At 47.2% G+C, this 14,600-nt stretch carries 11 protein-coding genes; 1 reads left to right on the top strand and 10 read right to left on the bottom strand.

Annotation, left to right across the window (positions count from 1 at the left end; all coding sequences use genetic code 11):
• Positions 1 to 116 precede the first annotated feature (116 nt).
• On the bottom strand, positions 117 to 887 hold the full coding sequence (locus ACRC53_RS01985) for an ABC transporter permease (protein ID WP_438641893.1): 771 nt from the start codon (positions 885 to 887) through the stop codon (positions 117 to 119).
• Positions 884 to 1,810 carry an ABC transporter ATP-binding protein gene (locus tag ACRC53_RS01990; protein ID WP_438641894.1) on the bottom strand — a complete coding sequence of 309 codons (927 nt, stop codon included), beginning with the start codon at positions 1,808 to 1,810 and terminating at the stop codon, positions 884 to 886. The genes ACRC53_RS01985 and ACRC53_RS01990 overlap by 4 nt, the downstream gene beginning before the upstream one ends.
• Before the next feature lie 141 nt (positions 1,811 to 1,951).
• Here ACRC53_RS01990 and can point away from each other — a divergent pair, with 141 nt between their 5' ends.
• Positions 1,952 to 2,626, top strand: coding sequence for a carbonate dehydratase (gene can, locus ACRC53_RS01995; RefSeq protein WP_438641895.1), 675 nt, complete (start codon positions 1,952 to 1,954; stop codon positions 2,624 to 2,626).
• Here can and hpt read toward each other — a convergent pair whose 3' ends face one another.
• The 8 genes from hpt to tolC form a co-directional block, all read right to left on the bottom strand.
• On the bottom strand, positions 2,627 to 3,157 hold the full coding sequence (gene hpt / locus ACRC53_RS02000) for a hypoxanthine phosphoribosyltransferase (protein ID WP_438641896.1): 531 nt from the start codon (positions 3,155 to 3,157) through the stop codon (positions 2,627 to 2,629). It lies immediately after the preceding gene.
• Positions 3,158 to 3,329: 172 nt separating this feature from the next.
• Positions 3,330 to 4,364, bottom strand: coding sequence for an ABC transporter ATP-binding protein (locus ACRC53_RS02005; RefSeq protein WP_438641897.1), 1,035 nt, complete (start codon positions 4,362 to 4,364; stop codon positions 3,330 to 3,332).
• 1 nt (position 4,365) lies between these two features.
• Positions 4,366 to 6,000, bottom strand: a complete 1,635-nt coding sequence (locus tag ACRC53_RS02010) for an ABC transporter permease (protein ID WP_438641898.1) — start codon at positions 5,998 to 6,000, stop codon at positions 4,366 to 4,368.
• A gap of 215 nt (positions 6,001 to 6,215) precedes the next feature.
• Positions 6,216 to 7,235 carry a Fe(3+) ABC transporter substrate-binding protein gene (locus tag ACRC53_RS02015; protein WP_438641899.1) on the bottom strand — a complete coding sequence of 340 codons (1,020 nt, stop codon included), beginning with the start codon at positions 7,233 to 7,235 and terminating at the stop codon, positions 6,216 to 6,218.
• 265 nt (positions 7,236 to 7,500) lie between these two features.
• Entirely contained in the window at positions 7,501 to 9,261 is a 1,761-nt protein-coding gene (gene cueO / locus ACRC53_RS02020) for a multicopper oxidase CueO (RefSeq protein ID WP_438641900.1), read from the bottom strand.
• Positions 9,262 to 9,538: 277 nt separating this feature from the next.
• Positions 9,539 to 9,904 carry a YacL family protein gene (locus ACRC53_RS02025; RefSeq protein ID WP_438641901.1) on the bottom strand — a complete coding sequence of 122 codons (366 nt, stop codon included), beginning with the start codon at positions 9,902 to 9,904 and terminating at the stop codon, positions 9,539 to 9,541.
• Positions 9,905 to 10,204: 300 nt separating this feature from the next.
• The gene (gene acnB, locus ACRC53_RS02030; protein WP_438641902.1) at positions 10,205 to 12,802 is read right to left on the bottom strand and encodes a bifunctional aconitate hydratase 2/2-methylisocitrate dehydratase; all 2,598 of its coding nucleotides are present in this window, start codon (positions 12,800 to 12,802) and stop codon (positions 10,205 to 10,207) included.
• A 399-nt stretch (positions 12,803 to 13,201) separates the two neighbouring features.
• Positions 13,202 to 14,539: an outer membrane channel protein TolC gene (gene tolC, locus ACRC53_RS02035; protein WP_438641903.1), complete on the bottom strand. Its 1,338-nt coding sequence runs from the start codon at positions 14,537 to 14,539 to the stop codon at positions 13,202 to 13,204.
• Positions 14,540 to 14,600: the final 61 nt, after the last annotated feature.

Here is a 14,600-nt window from a genome sequence, read left to right on the forward strand (position 1 = left end):
CGCTGACCAAAAAAATGCCATTGTCACTGACAATGGCATTTTTGCTTGTATCCCACCCACGCTTTTATTGTGTTGTGAGCAGGCCACCTTAATAGGTGGCTCATCTACACCGAGGCTTAGGTACGTAAACCAATACCGCGTGAAATCAGATACCAAGCATAACCATATAAGCCGACCACAAACAGCACCAGCACACCAAAGGTCATCGGTAAACCGACATCTGAAATTCCGAGAAATCCTTCACGAAAACCGCTGATCATATACACAATCGGGTTTAAACGAGACACACCCTGCCAAAAAGGGGGCAGCAAAGTCAGTGAGTAAAACACACCACCTAAATAGGTCAGTGGGGTCAGCACAAACGTAGGAATAATGCTGATATCATCAAAAGTACGCGCATACACTGCGTTAATCAGGCCACCTAAGGCAAACACGACTGAGGTCATCAGTACGGTTACGGCCACAACCCACCAGTGTTGTACTTCAATTTGTACAAAAAACAGTGAAATCAGTGTCACCAGAATACCAACACACAAACCACGCGCTACCCCGCCGCCAATATAGCCGAGAATGATAACGTGCGGCGGAACAGGCGCAACCAGCAGCTCTTCCACATTTCGCTGGAATTTTGAACTGAAAAATGAGGCAGCCACGTTCGAGTAAGAGTTGGTGATCACCGACATCATGATAAGCCCCGGCACAATAAACTGCATATAGCTAAAACCGTGCATATCACCAATACGCGAACCAATCAGGGTGCCAAAAATTACAAAATAGAGCGACATAGTAATCACTGGCGGAACGAGGGTTTGTACCCAAATTCGCATAAAACGGGTGATCTCTTTGATCCAGATACTTTGTAGTGCCACCCAATATAAACGCATCATGCTTGCACTTCCTTTTGATCACCTTTTACTAATGTGACAAACAGCTCTTCTAGCCGGTTGGCTTTGTTACGCATACTTAAAACCTGAATTCCCTGCTGACTGAGTTGGCTAAATACGCCATTCAACCCCTGTTCACGTGCCACGATAACCTCGATAGTATTGGTATCAACAACCTTGATTTGATAACCATTCAGTTTTGGCAACGGGCTGTGCGGGGCAAGGTCTAAGATAAAGGTTTCGTTTTCAAGCTGGCCGAGCAAATTTTTCATCGAGGTATTTTCAATCAGCTCACCGCCCTGAATGATGCCGATATTACGGCACAACATTTCAGCCTCTTCCAGGTAGTGGGTGGTCAGAATGATGGTCGTTCCCTGCGCATTAAGCTCTTTTAGAAAGCCCCACATTGAGCGGCGCAGTTCGATATCAACACCGGCGGTCGGCTCATCGAGGATCAGCAATTTAGGCTCATGCATCAGCGCACGGGCGATCATTAAACGGCGTTTCATACCGCCAGAGAGCATGCGGGCACGTGAATCGCGCTTCTCCCATAAATCGAGCTGTTTGAGGTACTTTTCAGCGCGGATCAAGGCATCATGGCGGGTAATGCCATAGTAACCGGCCTGATTCACCACAATTTGCAGCACGGTTTCAAACGGGTTGAAGTTAAACTCTTGCGGCACTAGCCCTTGCTGGCGCTTTACATCCACCAAATCGGTATCCAGATCATGGCCGAAAACTTTCACACTGCCGGCAGTTTTATTCACCAATGAGGTAATAATACCGATAGTGGTCGACTTCCCAGCACCATTAGGCCCAAGAAGAGCATAAAAATCACCGGCTTCGACGGTCAGGTTAATACCACGTAACGCCTGCACGCCGTTAGCATATCGTTTTGTTAACCCTTGAATTTCCAGCGCATGCATAGGCTATTTACTCCTGATTTGATCCTAGTTGCTGTTTGTTGCGTTCAGATAAAACTTACTGTTTGTGTTTTTCAGTGGGTCTTTTATATTAAGCGAATCTAATTATACTCATGCTACACCGACTTAACAGGGGTGATACGAATGCACAACATCGAACGACTGCTGCAAAACAACCAGATCTGGTCTGAGAATATCAGCAACGAAGATCCTTCGTACTTTGAGCGTTTATCCCAAACTCAAAAACCACGTTATTTGTGGATTGGTTGTTCTGATAGCCGTGTTCCCGCAGAACGTCTAACCGGTATGGCACCGGGTGAGTTGTTTGTGCACCGTAATGTGGCCAATTTAGTTGTTCATACTGATCTTAATTGTTTGTCCGTTGTGCAATATGCCGTTGATGTATTGCAAGTTGAACACATTATTATTTGTGGGCATTACAGTTGTGGTGGGGTACAAGCTGCTATTGATAATCCAGAACTGGGGCTTATCAACAACTGGTTGCTGCATATTCGTGATATCTGGTACAAACATAGCCACCTGCTGGGTAAAATTCCCCATGAAGAGCGTGCCGATATCCTCAGTGAACTCAATGTTATCGAGCAAGTGTATAACTTAGGCAACTCGACAATTATCCAGTCAGCATGGAAGCGTGGACAAGATGTGATGGTGCATGGCTGGGTATACGGTATGCAGGACGGCAAGTTGCGTGATCTAAAAGTCAGCGCAACCAGCCGTGAAACACTTGAGATGAACTATCGTAGTGCCATGGCAACGCTTATCCAACAGCATCAACAACTTACACCGCGCGAAGCATAATTACGCGATAGGAACAACCTTACCGACGTAAGGCAGGTTGCGGTATTTTTGCGCATAATCGATACCGTAGCCTACAACAAACTCATCAGGAATGGTAAAACCAACCCACTCAACGGGCACGTCCACTTCACGGCGTGAAGGCTTATCTAGCAACGTACAAATTGCTAATGATTTTGGCTTACGTAAACTCAAAATCTCGCGAACTTTGCTTAAGGTATAGCCTGTATCGATAATATCCTCGACGATCAGCACATCTTTACCGTTAATATCATCATCCAAATCTTTTAAGATACGCACATCACGGTTACTGTTCATACTATTGCCGTAACTTGAGGCCGTCATAAAGTCGACCTCTTGTGGCAGATCAATTGCACGCGCCAGATCAGCCATAAACATGAATGAACCACGCAATAGACCAACGAGTACCAAACCCTGACTGTTGCTGTATTGTGCAGTAATTTGTGCACCGAGTTCAGTAATTCGGTTTCTTACAGCCTGTTCAGTAATCAAAACTTCAACGGTATGTTTCATACTTCTCACGTTTTCTGGCAGGAATTGAAAATAAAGTTTATCACAAGCCGCTCTATGTTCGGTATCTGCAATCTGCATAACCCATATGCATAACAATGCAGTTAAGTGCTATCCCTATTTTCTATCGTCGTAAATACTGTTAATAGCAATAATAATAGACGCTATCACAGTGTTAGTGTGTGGCAAACAGTACAGGTTGATCGCACTCTACAGATAACGTCACCCGCTGACCGGGCATTAAGTGTGTGGTTGAGTTGATAACCAAGCATACCCCCGCTAACTCAACATGATAACAACTCATGCTGCCGAGAAATTGCCGTTCAATCACTTGGGCAAGACCGTTATGATCTGCGCGTAACGTCATCTGTTGTGGGCGCAAGAGCCAATCAACAAGGCTCTCTTGCGCAAATGGCAATGGCTGTTGAAATGAAAACTTGCCAATCACCGTATTTATACGTTGTTTGTCGAGTATACAGGCACTTAAGTAATTGGCAGTACCCAGAAAATCGGCCACAAAACGGCTGCAAGGTTGGTGATACAGCTGTGAAGGCTCACCAATTTGTGCAATCACACCCTCATTCATTACTGCCATACGATCAGAAAACGCAAATGCCTCTTCTTTGCTATGGGTGACAAAAATGGCAGCCACTCCGCGCGCTTTCAGGATTTGTCGAATCTCTTGGATCATCGCAAAGCGCACTTGGGTATCAATATTGGAAAACGGTTCATCAAGCAGCAACAGTGCTGGATCGCAGGCCAGTGCACGCGCAATAGCAACACGCTGCTGCTGCCCGCCGGATAACTCATGCGGGAAACGATCATCAAGCCCGTCAAGGCGCACGAGCGACAACATCTCTTGCACCGTGGTATTAATCTGGCTATGTGGTTGGCCGTGTAGCCCGAAAGCCACATTCTGAGCTACGGTTAGATGTGGAAAGAGCGCATAATCCTGAAAGATCATACCAATATTGCGCTTCTCAGGGGCGATATTTCGCCCTTTGCTATTTACAGTTTGCTGGCCAATCACGATTTCACCATCACTCAATGGCAACAGTCCGGCTACTGCTTTGAGCAAGGTGGTTTTACCACATCCGCTTGAGCCAAGTAGACACAGGATCTCTTGTTCCATCACATTCAGTGAAAGATTTTCCAGTATTGCTCGCCCCTGATAATGGCAGGTCAGGTCGGTTACAGATAATGCGTACATATTAAGATTTCCGCTGTAACGAGAGGTTAAGCCAGATCACGGGCAACAACCCCACCAGCACTAAAACCAGAGCTGGCAATGCGGCCAGTTCAAGCTGTTCATCAGAGGTAAAGGTAAACACATGGGTCGCCAGCGTATCAAAGTTAAATGGGCGCAGCAGCAATGAGGCATTTAGCTCTTTCATGCTTTCGATAAACACCATCATGCCGGCAGTCAGTAAACCACGGCGCAACAGCGGCAAGTGTACGCGCCTCAACATCGACAATGGTTTACACCCCATCGTACGGCTGGCCATATCCAATGAAGGGGATATTTTACCTAAGCTGCTCTCAACTCCCCCCACAGCCATGGCCGAAAACCGCACGCTGTAGGCAAACACCAGCGCCAGCAGTGATCCACTAAAAATCAGCCCAGGCATCGGTAAACCTGCCCATTTAGCCATACCGTTTAGCCCATGATCAGCCGCGGTCAGCGGGATCAGTAAACCGATCGCCAACACCGTACCCGGTACCGCATACCCAAGTGATGCCATCCGCATTGGCACGGCGCTACGCGGGGTCTGGCTTAAACGGCGATAAAAATTGAGTAGCAGCGCCAACAGCAGAGTAACACCCGCAGCCAACAGTGAAACCAGCAGACTGTTACCGCTGTAGATCAAAAATGCACTGGTCCATGACTCACTAAAATAGTGCGTAACCCAGTAAAGAAGTTTGCCGACAGGTAAACCAAACGCCAGCAGTAACAGCCCCCAACAGTAAGTTTGTGCAGCCAGTGATCGCCAGCCCGTTAAGCGGGTCAACTCATGGGCTTCACGCCCCATCCCCTTTTGGTATACCTGCTGCCGCCGACGGCTATAACGCTCAATGCTGACCAAAAAGAACACCGCTAACAGCATCAGTGAGGCTAAACGAGAAGCGGAGCTGAGATCGCCATATCCTAGCCAAGTGTCATACACGGCAGTAGTTAATGTTGGCACAGCAAAGTAGGCTACCGTACCAAAATCACCCAGTGTTTCCATCGCAACCAGTGATGCACCTACGGCAATTGCAGGGCGTGCCAATGGCAGGCAAACCCGCCACAACACCTGCCACGGTGAAGCCTGCAACAGACGTGCCGATTGCAGCAATGAAGAAGATTGCTCCATCAGGGCTGTGCGGGTCATCAGATAGATATAGGGATACAACACAAACGCGAGGATAACGCACGCCCCACCGAGAGTACGGATCGGCGGAAACCAGTAATCTTGCATACTCTGCCAGCCAAACAGCGCGCGCAGTGATGATTGTACGGGGCCTGCAAAGTCCAGAAAATCGGTATACAGGTATGCTACCAAATACCCCGGCAGCGCCAGCGGCAAACAAAGCGCCCACTGCAATACGTTTTGACCAGGAAAACGGTACATCGCCATCAGCCATGCGGCAGGTAAACCAAACAGCAAGCTCAAAGCAACCGTGCCCAAGACCAGTAAAACAGAGTTACTTAAATAGACTGTCAGCACACTGTTCCACAAATGGCTGAACACATCACCTGAATCACTCAGGCTGGCTTCATAAAAAATTGCCCCAATTGGCATCACGAGCAGTAAACCGACTGCCCAACTGCTCCATCTCCAACCAAGGTTCACAGGTCTTATCATGCTAAAACTTCATCACTGATTTCATGAAGAGCAACATACCATACCCTGATAACTCACTGGCGATAACAAGATAAAAGTGTGCGCCCAGCATCAGGTTCACTATGCTGCTTATCGTATAAACTAAAAAACAAAAGGGAGATGACTGTATCACCCAGTCAAATCCCCCTTCTACACGTAGCTTTAAGCTGCCACGAAAGTGGCAACGTTATCAGGAATTACAGATCAAATTGCACTTCATCAATCAGCTTGAGTGCCTGATTATAATTATTGGCAATCGTTTCTAATGGCAAAGTATCAGCCTTAAATGTTCCCCACGATGCCACCAGCTCTGACGGTTTAACATCTGCTTTTACTGGGTATTCAAAGTTAGTTTCTGCATACATATGCTGCGCCGTATCACCACTGAGGAACTCCATCAGTTTTACTGCGTTCTCTTTGTTCGGTGCAAACTTAGTCAAAACCACACCGCTAATATTGACATGTGTGCCATCAGTTTGTTGATTAGGAAAGTTAATAACCGCCGCTTCTGCCCATGCCCGCTGCTTTGGATCTTCGATCATTTTACCCAGATAGTAGCTGTTGCCCAGCGCCAAATCACAAACACCCTCTTTGATGGCTTTGACTTGATCACGATCGCCGCCCTGCGGTTTTTGTGCCAGATTTGCTTTCACGCCCTCTAACCATGCACGGGTTTTTTCAACACCTTGATGTGCGATCATTGAGGCAACCAGTGAGACGTTGTAAGAGTTCTTACCTGAACGAACACACACTTTACCTTTGTATTTTGGATCAGCCAGATCAGCGTAGTTAAAGCTTATCGGCAATGCACCCATACGATCTTTTGAGGAGTAAATAGCACGGGCACGCAGTGTCAGCGCAAACCAGCGGCCTTCTGAATCACGGTATTGGGCTGGAATATTTTTCTCAAGAATGGGATCTTTTAACGGCTGTGCAAGGCCTGCGTTCACCACTTCCATCACACGGCTGATATCAACGGTCAATACTACGTCAGCAGGGCTTAATTCACCTTCACGTTTTAAACGCTCAACCAGCCCTTTTTCGGCATATACCATATTGACTTTAACACCGGTCTCTTTAGTGAACTCTTTGAGCATAGGCTCTATCAGATATGGCTGACGATAAGAGTAAACATTCACTTCATTGCTTGCTGCAAATGCTGAAGCGGAAATAACGCTTGCCGCCAACAGAGTCAGAGTACCGAGTGTACGTTTCATTAAATTCCATCCCTAAATAGAAGCACGCTTTATTCCACCTACATGGTGGCATAGGTTATAACACGGTTATTATGGTGCTATTGCTACACCATAAGATAACACGAGTGATAATTACTCTCATTGCGATTGATTATACGGATTTGAAATTAAGTGTCATCTGATTTATATCTTTATGCATAAAAAAACACGCGATGTGCATCGCGCATTCTATTTTATTGAAGGTATAGAGATAAATTATGCAGAAATGTACTACAAATTATCGATATTACTGACCCACGGTAAACGATAACATCATGCCGCTGTCTTCATGCTCAAGCAGATGACAATGCGCCATATAGGGGTGATCGACACCGGCAGGATGATTGAACTGTACCAGCACTTCACTGACCCCTCCTTCAACTTGAACGATATCTTTCCAACCTTGGCGGTGTGCCGCAGGTGGATGACCATTCTCTTTGAGTATTCGGAAACGGCAACCATGAATATGAAATGGATGCAACATCATGTCGCCCTGACCTGAGATAATCCAGCGTTGATACTCCCCTTGTGGAATATGAAAAGCAGGCGTGGTCATTGAGAATGCTTGTCCATTAATCCGATTTGCATTCATGAGATCCAGAGGTTGCTCTGCTGTTGTGTTTGCAGCTTTAGCAGAGTGGTTATTCGGCATCCCCTCTTTTGGCTGGCTATGCATACTGTGATCCATGCTTGCCATGTGATCACTTATGGTGCCCTCTGTTGAGGCTTTCGTTGCAGCATGCCCCATGCTGGCATGATCTTTTTCAATGCGATTATCTGAGTGACCCGAATGTTCTGCAGGCGCAGATGTTGTCATTTTTGTACGATTCGGTGGTGACATATGCTGCATCATCATCGAGTGATCCATATTGCCCATTGCGGCCATGCCGTAGCGATCCATCAAGGCTTGCATACCCTCGCGATCAAGACGTGAGTCCATACTCAGGTGCAATTTTTGTACTGGGAATTTTTGCCATGCGGGTAAAGGGGGCAGCGTACCGAGTGTCGGAGGTAAGGCAGTGACACCAGCTTTATCATTTGGGCGAATTTGCAACACAGGAAGCAGTTTATCAAAAGGGGGTAATCCCATCCCCATTTGCCCAACAGGGAGTGATATCAGATCAAAGGGCTTACCGTCAGCAGTAGACACTAAAACTTCAAAACGCTCTCCGGGTAACATACTAAGCTGCTTTAATGCTACTGGTGCTGCTAAAAATCCACCATCGCTGGCAATCACTTGCATATCGCGCCCATCACTACAGGCCAATAGCATACTGCGTGCATTCGCGCCGTTCAGCAGGCGTAAGCGCACCCAACCACGTGGTGCACTGTGTTGCGGGTAGACCACGCCATTTGTCAGCATAATATCGCCAAACCAACCAACGGCAGCAGTCATCACATCGAGTTGATAATCAATTTCACCACGCGCATTTAAACGGCGATCTTGCAAAATCACCGGAATATCATCAACACCCCATGTTTTGGGTAGATCAAGACGGCGGCTTTGCTCATCTTCAATCAGCAATAAACCGGCCAACCCCATAGCAACATGACGGCCGGTAATATGGTGTGGGTGCGGGTGAAACCAGCAAGTAGCAGCCGGTTGAGTAATATCAAGTTGCGCAGTCCAGCTTTTTCCCACTGGGATCATCTGATGTGGCCCACCATCTTGATCGCCTGGTATTTCAAGGCCGTGCCAATGAATAGTGGTACTTTCTGGCAAATTATTGGTGATCTGCAATGCGGTACGCTGGCCCTGTTGTAACTTTACCGCTGGCCCTAAAAAACCACCGTTAATACCCCACGTGGGCGTAGCCATACCCGCACGCCAGTACATACTGCCGGTTTGTAAATTCAATTTTACTGTGCCAGTGTTGTCAGCTTCTAACAAAGGCGGAATGGGTAGGGGTGTACTAAGCGGGGCAGATAGAGCCCCCCATGCGCTGCCAGACCAACTGGTGGCAACACCTAAAGCGGAGGCCAATTTAAGAAAATCTCTGCGTTGCATCGTGCTATCCGTAACAGGTGAAATGGCCGTTTAGACTAATGCCTCCCCTTACAGGAAGGTCAAGTTATTTTCACACTGCAGTTACACCAACTCTGAATATGCAACATGCTGCACTAATGGTTTTCTCACTTGACAATGAGAGATATAAATTATCTGCCACTTAAAAATGTATACTCTCATAAGTGGTTACATAGCCATTTTATTGCTGTTGTGCTGTTGTACTCTTGTGTCGTGATAACAATACAAACATGGCCTGTATTAATATCAAAAGAGGCACTTAACGCCCTTCAATCAAAAATTGCTGATAAGCTAACAGTGCTTGTTCAAAGTCCTCTAATCCGCACAAACTGAGGCTCTCTTCATCATAATATTGCATATCATCTTCGAGCTGATCGCTCTCAAAGCTCATGATGTTGGCACGCACCATGACCTCTTCGCCATCCATCAACAGGCTAAATTCGCGCCCAGTGTGTTGCCACTGCCGTTCTGAACCGCGCACGCTATCAATCGCCGACAAAATATCCGTCAGAAACGGCAGATTGCCGGCAATTTCATCATTAATCCAACAGGCTAGAGCTTCGTGCCCCATCGAAAACTGGGCTTTCACAGCCCCCATCAGGTCACGGCGAAATTCGTAATCCATTGGTATCCCCTTTAATTTTTGCAGATATGGCCATGCAGGGCGCACAGCATACGGTCAAACACAACAATGAGAGTATATCGTATCGCAATAACACGCGCCTACAGCACCACTTTCCAGACACCGGAAAACACCATATACCGCCAATAAGGTAAAAAAAAAGCGGGAAGTTCACCTTCCCGCTCAATCTATCGAGCACAAACAGCCGTTACTGAATGGCTAAGGCAGGGGTACACCTCAGACTTTCAGGCAGGGCCGCATTGTCATTGTTATGAGAATGACAATAGCTATTGTAGCGCCCTGTTACAGCGCAACCTGAAAAATCACGTTATCGGCTTTTTGTGTGTAATCAGACAACTGATTAAAGTTCAGATAACGGTAGGTATCTGCTGCCGTTAGATCAATTTCCTGCATCGCAGCCAGATACTCACTCACTTCTGGCAAACGCCCTAGCACTGCTGACAACGCTGCCAGTTCTGCAGAGGCCAGATACACGTTAGCGCCTGTCCCTAAGCGATTCGGAAAGTTACGGGTTGAGGTTGAGACAACCGTTGCCCCATCATGTACCCGCGCCTGATTTCCCATGCACAGTGAACAACCGGGGATCTCAATACGTGCACCGGAGCGGCCATACACGCCGTAGTATCCCTCTTCGGTTAACTGGGCGGCATCCATTTTGGTTGGCGGAGCTATCCATAAACGGGTTGGGATCTGGCCTTTGAATTTATCCAGCATTTTACCCGCGGCGCGGAAGTGGCCAATATTGGTCATGCACGAACCAATAAAGACTTCGTCAATTTTGCCACCAGCCACATCAGAGAGCAGGCGCGCATCATCAGGATCATTTGGCGCACACAAGATTGGCTCACAAATCTTGTTCAGATCGATTTCGATAATCGCGCTGTACTGGGCATCAGGATCGGCACTCATCAGTTGCGGATCAGCCAACCAGCTCTGCATCCCCAAAATACGGCGCTCTAGAGTACGGCGATCGCCATAGCCTTCAGCTATCATCCACTTGAGTAGCACAATATTGGAGTTCAGATACTCAATAATCGGCTCTTTATCCAACTTGATAGTACAACCCGCCGCAGAGCGTTCAGCCGAGGCATCAGCCAGTTCAAACGCTTGCTCTACTTTCAGTTGTGATAGACCTTCAATCTCTAAGATTCGGCCAGAGAAGATGTTCTTTTTGCCTTTTTTCTCCACCGTCAGCAAACCCTGCTCGATGGCGTAATAAGGAATCGCATGCACCAGATCACGCAGGGTGATACCCGGTTGCATTTCGCCAGAAAAGCGTACCAAGACTGACTCAGGCATATCCAGCGGCATCACGCCAGTGGCTGCAGCAAAAGCCACCAGCCCTGAACCTGCAGGGAAGGAGATACCCATCGGGAAACGGGTGTGTGAGTCGCCCCCCGTACCTACGGTATCGGGCAGCAACATGCGGTTGAGCCAAGAGTGAATAACCCCATCCCCCGGACGCAAAGCCACACCACCACGGTTCATGATAAAATCGGGCAAGGTATGGTGTGTCTGCACATCAACCGGTTTTGGATAAGCGGCGGTATGGCAAAATGACTGCATGGTCAAATCCGCCGAGAAGCCCAAACAAGCAAGATCTTTCAGCTCATCACGCGTCATCGGGCCGGTGGTATCTTGTGAGCCGACGGTGGTCATCTTCGGTTCACAGTATGTTCCCGGACGCACGCCCTGAACACCACAGGCTTTACCGACCATTTTCTGCGCTAAGGTATAACCTTTGCCGGTATCTGCCACCGCTTGTGGCAGGCGGAACACGGTACTGACCGGCAGCCCCAGTGATTCGCGGGCTTTGCTGGTTAAACCACGGCCAATAATCAGCGGAATACGCCCACCGGCGCGCACTTCATCCAACAACACATCGGTTTTCAAGCTAAAACGGGCCACAACCTGCTGAGTGCTGTGCAGACGCACTTCCCCTTGGTACGGGTAAATGTCTATTACATCACCCATTTTGAGTTGGCTGACATCCACCTCAATAGGCAGAGCGCCGGCATCTTCCATGGTGTTAAAGAAAATCGGCGCAATGTTGCTGCCTAAAACGATACCACCGGCACGTTTGTTTGGCACATATGGGATGTCATCCCCCATAAACCACAGCACTGAGTTCGTCGCCGATTTACGTGAAGAGCCGGTACCGACCACATCACCCACATAGGCCAGCGGAAAACCTTGTTGTTTCAGTGCATCAAGCTGTTTAATTGGGCCTACAGTGCCCGGTTGATCGGGGTCAATACCCTCGCGCGGGTTTTTCAGCATGGCCAGTGCATGCAGTGGAATATCAGGGCGCGACCACGCATCAGGGGCTGGCGAGAGATCATCGGTGTTAGTTTCACCGGTGACTTTAAAGACGGTTACTGTAATTTTTTCGGCTACCGGCGCACGCGATAAGAACCATTCAGCCTCAGCCCATGACTCAATAACCTGCTGTGCATACACGTTGCCATTACGGGCTTTATCTTCCACATCGTAGAAGTTATCAAACATCAGTAGAGTTTGTGACAGGGCATCGGCGGCAATCGAGGCAAGATCAGAGCTATCAAGTAGGTCAATCAGTGGCTGAATATTATAGCCACCCTGCATTGTGCCAAGTAGCTTTGCAGCATAAGCAGGGGAAACTATCGGTGAGTGCACATCTTGTTTAGCAACCGCGGCCAGAAAACTGGCTTTCACATAGGCCGCTTCATCAACACCTGGTGGAATACGGTTGGCGAGCAGATCGAGTAAAAATGCATCTTCATCTGCAGGAGGGGATTTGAGCAGTTCAATTAATGCCGCTGCTTGTGCAGCATCGAGTGGTTTAGCCACTACACCTTCGGCGGCACGCTCCGCGACATGTTGACGATACGCTTCTAGCACGACGAGTTCCTCTTTTATTATCCTAATATCGGGGTTATTCCCCCTGTCCTTGTGTTGTTGCAGGTCTTGCTTATCGTGATGAGCTGGCTATTTTTCATTCAGCTCAGAGAACAAATACATTACTGGAAATACGTGTCAGACTAGCAGAATTTAGGCCTAACTTAAAATAAATGTTACAAGGTTGTTGGTTATTTCTCAGTAACCTGCTAACTGCCACAAAATCATCATGCGAGGCCACTGATGTGTTTTACCTTCCCCACAAGCACACTCATGTAAAATAACCAAAAAAAACCAGCCATAAGAAACTTATGGCTGGTTATGTGACTTGTAGGCTATATAAAACGCACTATTTTAACACTATGTTGTATTGTGCGAATACTGCATCCTAGTATGTGTCTATTATTGTGATGTCTCTTCAAGAATAACTGGTGATGGTGTATTCAGTGCACTGTTGAGCATTTGAATATTTTTCTCACTCAATTGACCCACCGCCCCTTGTAATGTCAAGGTGTTGATCAGGTAGTCATAGCGCGCATTAGCAAGCTGACGATTTACATTGTATAGCGCGCGGGTACTGTTTAGCACATCAACAATAGTACGTGTACCCACTTCATAGCCCGCTTCCGTTGCATCTAAAGCACTTTTTGCAGAGACAACCGCTTGTTCATTAGCATTAATTGAGCTGATAGAGGCCACAATGTTGTTGTGTGCGGCACGAACACTTTTTTGGATACCGCGGTAAATACGCTCTAAATCTTCACTCGAGCTGACAAAAGCATATTCAGCCTCTTTCACCTTAGAGCTAGTGCCGCCGCCAGAGTAGATTGGAATGGCTAAGTTTAAAGAGACCGATGAGTTACTACCGTGGTTAGACTTCATATAGTTTGAGTTGGTCACTTCGTTATCAGCAAAACCCATAGAGCCTTGCAAGCCTAAAGTCGGCATATGACCAGACTCGGCTAAACGAATATTTTCACGTGCCAGCTCTTGGCCTAAACGCGCAACCATCAGGTTTAAGTTTTTCGAATCCGCCTCTTTCATCAACTGATCAATTTTCAGCGGCTTTTTCGTGCTGAACTTTTTAGTATCTAAGATATTGATTCGACTTGGTAAATTACCGGTAATTTCACGCAAGTTCTCTAAGTTATTATCCAGCGTATTTTGTGCTGTAATTTGGCTAGAGATCACCTGATCATATTGTGCTTGAGCATCTTGCATATCGGTAATCGCAACTAAACCCACGTCAAAACGCTGTTTAGTTTGTTCAAGTTGGCGATAAACGGCCTTTTTCTCGGCTAAAATAACGGTAAGATCATCTTGTGCACGCAGCACGCCAAAATAGGCGTTAGTTACCCGTACAATCAAATCTTGCTGCGCTGCCGTATAGTTAACATCGGCTTGGCTTCCTTTTTTCTCCGCTTGCGTCAACTTCACCCAATTTGAGCGATCGTACAATGACTGCGCTAAATTGACTTGAGCAGATGAACCATGCGTTTTAGTAAAACGGCTGGCATCGCGGTTATAGGTGACTGTACCTGCACCTGTCAGTTGTGGCAGTAAAGTTGCACGCGCTTGATTGATTTGCTCAACAACACCATCACGATCAGCAGAAGCCTTACGCAGTACAGGATCGTTCACTTTTGCTTGCTGATAGATATCCAAGAGTGAATCAGCCTGTGCTGCCAAACTCATGCTACCGAGGCTCAACCCGATTAAAATGGGAAGAATCTTTTTCATGGCTATTCCTTGTTCGATAATTTTATTTAAGTTGTGATGCAATCAATCACCGCAAAATTGT

The sequence above is a fragment of the Plesiomonas sp. genome, from assembly GCF_051652165.1.
Classification (GTDB): Bacteria; Pseudomonadota; Gammaproteobacteria; order Enterobacterales; family CAMTGL01; genus Plesiomonas.

What these genes read in the sequence shown, in the direction of transcription:
- can (WP_438641895.1), top strand. Translation starts at nt 1,952, where the DNA reads ATGCACAACATCGAACGACTGCTGCAAAACAACCAGATCTGGTCTGAG.
- ACRC53_RS02015 (WP_438641899.1), bottom strand. Translation starts at nt 7,235, where the DNA reads ATGAAACGTACACTCGGTACTCTGACTCTGTTGGCGGCAAGCGTTATT.
- ACRC53_RS02025 (WP_438641901.1), bottom strand. Translation starts at nt 9,904, where the DNA reads ATGGATTACGAATTTCGCCGTGACCTGATGGGGGCTGTGAAAGCCCAG.
- hpt (WP_438641896.1), bottom strand. Translation starts at nt 3,157, where the DNA reads ATGAAACATACCGTTGAAGTTTTGATTACTGAACAGGCTGTAAGAAAC.
- ACRC53_RS01990 (WP_438641894.1), bottom strand. Translation starts at nt 1,810, where the DNA reads ATGCATGCGCTGGAAATTCAAGGGTTAACAAAACGATATGCTAACGGC.
- tolC (WP_438641903.1), bottom strand. Translation starts at nt 14,539, where the DNA reads ATGAAAAAGATTCTTCCCATTTTAATCGGGTTGAGCCTCGGTAGCATG.
- ACRC53_RS02005 (WP_438641897.1), bottom strand. Translation starts at nt 4,364, where the DNA reads ATGTACGCATTATCTGTAACCGACCTGACCTGCCATTATCAGGGGCGA.
- ACRC53_RS01985 (WP_438641893.1), bottom strand. Translation starts at nt 887, where the DNA reads ATGATGCGTTTATATTGGGTGGCACTACAAAGTATCTGGATCAAAGAG.
- cueO (WP_438641900.1), bottom strand. Translation starts at nt 9,261, where the DNA reads ATGCAACGCAGAGATTTTCTTAAATTGGCCTCCGCTTTAGGTGTTGCC.
- ACRC53_RS02010 (WP_438641898.1), bottom strand. Translation starts at nt 6,000, where the DNA reads ATGATAAGACCTGTGAACCTTGGTTGGAGATGGAGCAGTTGGGCAGTC.